This window comes from Mesorhizobium sp. M2A.F.Ca.ET.042.01.1.1 (assembly GCF_003997405.1).
Classification (GTDB): Bacteria; Pseudomonadota; Alphaproteobacteria; order Rhizobiales; family Rhizobiaceae; genus Mesorhizobium.
In genome coordinates, this window is the sequence record NZ_RZRX01000331.1 from 1 (window position 1) to 5,577 (window position 5,577).

Annotated in this window: 5 protein-coding genes and 1 pseudogene; all 6 read right to left on the minus strand. The window is 54.5% G+C overall.

Annotation, left to right across the window (positions count from 1 at the left end; all coding sequences use genetic code 11):
* Positions 1-695 (minus strand): annotated as a pseudogene (locus tag EOA23_RS30880) (hypothetical protein); the annotation flags it as partial.
* A 145-nt stretch (positions 696-840) separates the two neighbouring features.
* Positions 841-2,577 (minus strand): peptidase M14, encoded by a 1,737-nt coding sequence (locus tag EOA23_RS30885; RefSeq protein ID WP_127306901.1) that lies wholly within the window; start codon positions 2,575-2,577, stop codon positions 841-843.
* A gap of 36 nt (positions 2,578-2,613) precedes the next feature.
* Complete coding sequence (locus tag EOA23_RS30890) at positions 2,614-3,396, minus strand: ABC transporter permease (RefSeq protein WP_127306902.1); 783 nt, start codon at positions 3,394-3,396, stop codon at positions 2,614-2,616.
* A complete protein-coding gene (locus EOA23_RS30895) occupies positions 3,396-4,223 on the minus strand; it encodes an ABC transporter permease (RefSeq protein ID WP_127306903.1) in 828 nt (275 codons plus the stop codon). The genes EOA23_RS30890 and EOA23_RS30895 overlap by 1 nt, the downstream gene beginning before the upstream one ends.
* A 71-nt stretch (positions 4,224-4,294) precedes the next feature.
* Positions 4,295-5,344 (minus strand): ABC transporter substrate-binding protein, encoded by a 1,050-nt coding sequence (locus EOA23_RS30900; RefSeq protein WP_127306904.1) that lies wholly within the window; start codon positions 5,342-5,344, stop codon positions 4,295-4,297.
* A gap of 35 nt (positions 5,345-5,379) precedes the next feature.
* A partial coding sequence (locus EOA23_RS30905) for a TOBE domain-containing protein (protein WP_127306905.1) occupies positions 5,380-5,577 on the minus strand: 198 nt, incomplete at its 5' end.

Below are 5,577 nucleotides of genomic sequence, written 5' to 3' on the forward strand. Positions count from 1 at the left end.
ATCTGCGCACGAAAGCCATCTCGCACGAGCTTTGCCACGTTGTCGGCCCGGACGTCGTCCAGTAGGATATGATTATATCCAACTTGATCGAATCCTATGTAGGAGCCTCCTTCTACAATGCGCCTATGGTAAGCGTGATCTGGGTTGGCACAGCAATGGCCAATCAAGCAGCGATGGGCGGAAACACCACCGGCCGCAAACAGCTCCTGCTGTTCTGGCCCCGCACAACCTTTCGTGGTGTGCGTTATGATCGGTACCCCTGTCATTTTTTGGGCGATGGAAGCAGCGGCGACAAACTTCCTCTCCTGTTCTGTAATACCCGGAGCGCCCGTTGAGACTTTGATGGCGCCGGCTTTGACGTCGGTGTCGCCGATCCCGTGACTGATTTCGCGAATGTAAAGTTCGGCGATCTCATCGACGGTACGGGCTTGCCAGTAGGCCGGCAGTCCTCTTTCCTGGTAGTAAAATCCAGTCGTGCAAATTATTTGCATGCCGGATCTTTCAGAGACCTCCTTCATCAGGAGAACATCACGGCCGAGCTCGATTGGGCAGGGGTCAACGAATGTCCGTACCCCATACTCTACGCGCAGCTTCACCAATCGCCGAACCGCCTCATCGACCAATGCGGTGCGGTCAAATGTGGCAAATGGATCAAACCAAGCCCCGGGGAAAGCGATGAAAAGATGCTCGTGCATCAGCGTACGACCCAAACCGTCCGCAGATATTGGCCCTGTTACAGTTTGAATCATGACATGTGTACCCCCGGGGGCGTGCTATGTCCTAACGACTGGTGCCGTACTAATGAGCGCTTCGCAGTGCCGATAATCCACGATAGTTCAGTCAGCTCAGTTCCAAGTCACATTGAATTTCTTGGTAAGCGTCGTAAGCCGCTAAGACAAATTCGGTTTGAACATCGTGAGCATCATTGAATGCGCGGCCGTAAATTGTTTCGTCAGGGTACTCGCTGACAAAGACCATAGGGACCGACTGGGTATGAGCATCGGCAGAGACAAGGCAAGGGATCCCATTGATCATCTGGAGGTCGGTCTCGCCACAATGACTTTCGAATAGCTCAATCTGCGCCGCATTTCGGTCGAGCAAGCCCGGCAGGCGAGCGAGGCGCTCTGTAACTCTGTCAATAAGATGCTGCGCTGTGTCTGCCCAGGCGGAATGGTGATACAATAGAAGACAGAAGCCCATCGGAATCGCCCATTTCCCGAATGCCTGCGGCAAATAGCCAGACAGCGGCTGGGTCCATTCATGGGACGGATAGCCGTGTAGATCCAAATGAAGCTTTGCCGCGCTTAGACGCTCGGCTTCCTTGCGGATCGCTTTCTCGAACAAGGGCTCCGTCGTGCGCTTTGCCAAGTCGTCACCCAACGCGGTGTAGCGAGCGGCGTGGTGAAGGTGACACGGGTTGTCTGTGCGAAGTCGCCAGTGGATCTGATATCCGTCCGGATTTTCCAGGGGTGAGACAACGAAGTGAGCATGCGGGCGCGTTGCAAGCTCGCGCGCAGCTCTTAGCGCGCCAACGATCCCCGTCGTCTCGTTCGCGTGCCGCCCGCTACTTATCATCACGGCACGATCGGTGCCCTTGCGATAGCGCGCCATGACCCGCCGGCCGGACCGTGAACATGCTTCGAAAGCCTCCCCACCGATCTCGAACAGTTCCGCTCTGACCTGTTCGGCGGAGATTGGCGCCTCCGCGTGCTTGAGAGTCGCGGATTCGCACTCGGCTTCAGTTTGTGTCAAAAGCCGCGTCTCAATTCGCAGCGCCGGCGCCGCATCAGTGTAACGGATTTCCGGAACGATCTGACCCGGTTGTCCTCGCCAATCTCTCAACTGCAGACCCGACCTTTTGTGAAATACCTCGAGTATCGAGAAATAGAGATCCTCATGCATTGCCTCTCGCAAGGAAATCGTTTCTTCGCCTACCATCAGCTTCCGATCGTTGCTTGGGAGAGCAACGGCGATGTTCAATTCCTCGAAATAGGGCTCCTCGCCGCCCCATTCATATGCGGCGACCGCGTGCACCGCAGTCTCGAATAACGCCTCGTAGTCGGTTTGCAGCCGCTCCCCAGGTTCGATGTCGCCAATCCTGATCCAACCCGTAGGAGATACATGACTGATGCCGACAAAGTCCACGTGTAGTCGATTGGGCGCGAAGACGGAATGTACGCTGGTGTTACCGTCTTTTTGTCTGAGCTTAACCTGATAGAACAGCTCGTCCTGAGTTCCAGCCTCGAATGTCAGCGTCACATCGCCCACCAGAGCCGCCAGTGGATAAGCCTCGATTCGAAAACGATCCACGTGGCAAGTGGGATGCGTCGGGTGGACCACGTGAATGGCAACAAGCGAACCAATATCCACTTCTTCGAGAAAGAAGTGGATTAGTGGCTTATACGCAGAACGAAAACGCGCTTCGACACCGAGTGCAGCAAGCTTGAACTCAGCTGCTCGCCGGCTTGGTTCATCGTCGAATGTCCACGCTTCGATCCTAGATCCTCTTGATTCTGCATAAAGAGCAACGAGTTGATCCAGTGTTCGTTCAAAAACGCCTTCGTAGATCATCGTCATGCAGAAGTCCTCACTCATTCAGTGTTATGTTGTGAGTTAAGCGATCGCTTTGCGTCGCAGCATTTCTGCGAACCACATAGATGCGCTCGTTGCTACAATCAGCAGCGAAGAAACCGCTGCGACGGTTGGGCTGAATTCGAGCTTCAGGTCGGCCCAGATCCGCATCGGCAGTGTCTCCTGGCCACTCATCAAAAACAGTGAAATCACCAGGTCATCGAAGCTGGCGAAGAAAGAAAAAATTGTCGAAGCAACAATGGCAGGCTTCAGCCTTGGAAGAGTTGCCACTCGAAACGCATTAAGGGGCCCTGCGCCGAGTACGCGAGCTGCTCGTTCCAAGGTCGGACTGATTTGCTTCATTGAGGAGTTGACAATCAGCACCACCAACGGAACGCCCACAGCTGCATGTGCGAGCGCCAATACATACGCGTTATCGGTCGCCCCGAACTGCAAGGCCAGAATAAAAACACCCAGGGCAATGAAAATCTGGGGAAGGACCATGGGAAAGGTCGCCATGAAGATCAAGGGGGTTCGCAGCCTTTGTGAACTTTTGGCGATGCCTACCGCTGCCAGCGTACCGGTCACGGTTGCAATCAGCGAGGCCAACAGACCAACCCTCAACGACAGCATCGTCGCGGCGAGCCAACTCGAGTCAAAGAAGTACGCGCGATACCAATCCAGCCCGATCTTGGTCGGAGGAAAATGCAGGAACGGCGATGCGCTGAACGAAGCCGGAAGCACGATTACGATGGGGAAAAGCAAATACAGTATGCCGATCCAGAAATATATTCTCAGTGCCGTCGAGGCTTTGTTGCTGTCCATTAACGCGCACTCCCATACACCATGCGTCGAATGATGAATTGCCCGCCCGTGCGCAGCAATCCGATAGCCACCAACGTTGTAACCAACAAGATAAATGAAACCGCAGCAGCAAAAGCCCAATTGACTTGTTCCACCTGCGTGGTTACGAGGTTGCCGATCAACTGGTCTTTAGGCCCGCCGAGGAGTGCGGGGGTAATAAAAAAGCCCATCGACAGCATGAAAGTAATGATGGTCCCCGTGAGCGCACCTTCCAGGCTGAGCGGAACAAAAACTCGCAATACGGCCTGCCTCGGTTTAGCTCCCAAGATACGCGCTGCCCGCAATAGATCGACGTCAATTTCAGACATGGCGGAAAAGCAGATGAAGATTTGAACCGGCAACAGAATCTGCACCATCGCCAGCACCACTGCTTCCGGCGTGAACAACAACTGGATCGGCCGACTTGTTAGGCCGCTCCACTGCGCCAGCCAGTTGACCAGGCCTTCTCTACCAAGCAGGACCATCCACGCGAAGGTGCGGACAAGCACCGACATCCAAAACGGGATCAGGATGAGAAAGAGCAGCAAACGTTGCACTTTGCCTTTTTGAAGGTAAATGAAGTATGAGATCGGGTAACCCACCAGCGCTGTGGTGAGGGCAACGATCAGCGAGGTTTCGAGCGTGTTCAGCAGAAGCGTTAGATAGGCTCCGAGCGTAAAAAACCGCTCGAAATGCTTGAACGAAAAGTCGGGGTCGAACAAACTCATGCTCATAACGCCGAACGCCGGCAATATCACGAACGCCGCCAGCAGCGCGATGGCAGGTAGGAAAAGCATCAGACGGCGCAAGGCAGAGTTCCCCTGGTCAACTTAGACAAGAGGGCAGTCAAGGTGAGTTGACTGCCCCATTGACAACCGCATTATTGGAGCAGCCACCTCGCGAATCGCTCTTCGAGTTCCTGATGGAGTGACCACCATTCGTCATTTGATTTGAACTGAAGGGCCTCATGCTCAGGATAAGTTGGCATGGTCTTCACCAACTCCGGTGCCATGCCATCGAAGAGCCCGGGCGTGTAGCCAGGATAGGGCAGGATTTTCAGATAATCCTTATTGAGGTCCACACGCTGTGTCCGAAATTTGATGTAAGCGAGGGCGTCGGAGATATTGGGCGCGCCCTTGGGAATGCTGAGCATGGAGAAATGCAGCGCGCCGCCATTCCAGACGATCTCCACGGGTACGCCGCTCTGGTTCAGCTTCTGCACTCGACCGTTGTAGCTCGTTGAATAAAACACCTCCCCGTCGGCAAGCAGTTGCACCGACTGTGCCGCGGACTCCCACCAAACATGGATATACGGCTTGATTTGGTCGAGCTTTCCGAATGCCCGGTCGAGACCCTCCTTGGTGCCGAGGACCTCGTAGAGTTTGGAGGGCTCCACGCCATCGGCGAGCAGAGCGAATTCAAGGTTGCCCTGAGCTGATTTGTGAAGGGATCGTGGACCCGGAAAGTCGTTCATGTCCCAAAAGTCTGCCCAACTGGTCATCTTTTTGCCAGATGGGTTCTTGTCCAGCCGTTGCAGCAGAACATCGGAATAGGTTGCATAGATGACGCCGTATTCCTGTTTTGCGTCAGCGGGCAGTTTGTTGTCGGGGTCAATGACGTTATAGTCGAGTTTCTCTAGAAGACCGCGTTTGACAGCGAGTGGGAAATCAGGACCTGACAGATCGTCAAGGTCCCAAAGCACCTTGCCAATCTTTTGCATTGCCTCGAGCGAAGACAGCCTGTCGTCCGTGGTGACATACTTCACCTTTATGCCCGTTTCCTTTTCGAACGGAGCTATGAAGAACTTTTCGTTGGCGTCCTTAACCACGCCACCTGAATTGGCGTAGGTCACTTCTTTTTCGTCGGCAGATGCAGCTGTGACCAGCGCCAAAACGACCATGGCCGTGGTTAGTCGAGCTATAGTTTTCATGTACTTCCTCCTTTTTTGTTCCCCATGGTTCCCGACTAGCTGACGGGAACAACGTCCTCCGGGCGGAATTGCAGCGTGACGGTATCTCCAGGTCGAAGCAGGTCCGCGTGCCCGTCACGGCGCTCTTGAAAAAGCAGTCGCTTTCCCCCGTCTAACATTGCTTCGTATTGAACGTGGTCGCCCTGGAACGTGACCATTTGTATCGACGCCTGAACGGTCGGACCGTCCTTGGA

Bases quoted from the DNA above. Each gene is read 5' to 3' on its own strand.
- EOA23_RS30885 (WP_127306901.1), bottom strand. From the start codon at position 2,577: ATGACGATGATCTACGAAGGCGTTTTTGAACGAACACTGGATCAACTC.
- EOA23_RS30890 (WP_127306902.1), bottom strand. From the start codon at position 3,396: ATGGACAGCAACAAAGCCTCGACGGCACTGAGAATATATTTCTGGATC.
- EOA23_RS30900 (WP_127306904.1), bottom strand. From the start codon at position 5,344: ATGAAAACTATAGCTCGACTAACCACGGCCATGGTCGTTTTGGCGCTG.